General features: G+C 67.8%; 2 pseudogenes. One reads left to right on the top strand and one right to left on the bottom strand.

Annotated elements, in window-relative coordinates:
- A pseudogene (locus tag DJ73_RS06095) lies at nt 1-180 on the top strand (VCBS repeat-containing protein); the annotation flags it as partial.
- A gap of 93 nt (nt 181-273) precedes the next feature.
- Here DJ73_RS06095 and DJ73_RS20200 read toward each other — a convergent pair.
- Nucleotides 274-544, bottom strand: a pseudogene (locus DJ73_RS20200) (hypothetical protein); the annotation flags it as partial.

Here is a 544-nt window from a genome sequence, read left to right as displayed (position 1 = left end):
GTCCCCCGGATGTTCGTCTACCGGAACACGACGGAGGGGTTCGAGCGCGTCGAGATCGACCGCGGCGTCGCGACGCACGAAGCGAAGGCGGTCGACCTCACCGGTGACGGCTCGCTCGATATCGTCGGGAAATCGTACAGTCCCGACTGTCACGTCGACGTCTGGTATCGGCGGGACTGATTCCTTCGGCGCCCGCTCCGCGCATAAGACGACCGCCGCGAGCGACGTCGCGTCCGCAGCCGTGATTACGCCGGAGTGTCCCCGGATCTCCCTTCAGAGGTCCACGTAGCCGAGGTCCGATAGCCGATTCCGTACGACGGACCCGTCGATGTCCTCGTTCTCTCTGGGCGGCTCCGATTCGACCCGGCGGCGGGCGCTCCCCTCGACGACGAGCCACGGCACCCTCCGCAGGCCGTCGACGTCCGTCTGTAACGGATGGCCGTACCGTTTCCCGTCCAGGGGAGCGATCCGCTCGCCGATCAGGTTCCCGTGGTCCGAGGTGACGACGGTCCGCCCCTCGGTTCCGCCGACGAGCTCCTCGACG

Source organism: Halorubrum sp. Ea1, assembly GCF_002252965.1.
GTDB lineage: Archaea > Halobacteriota > Halobacteria > Halobacteriales > Haloferacaceae > Halorubrum.
This window is presented reverse-complemented; position numbering and strand designations above follow the sequence as displayed.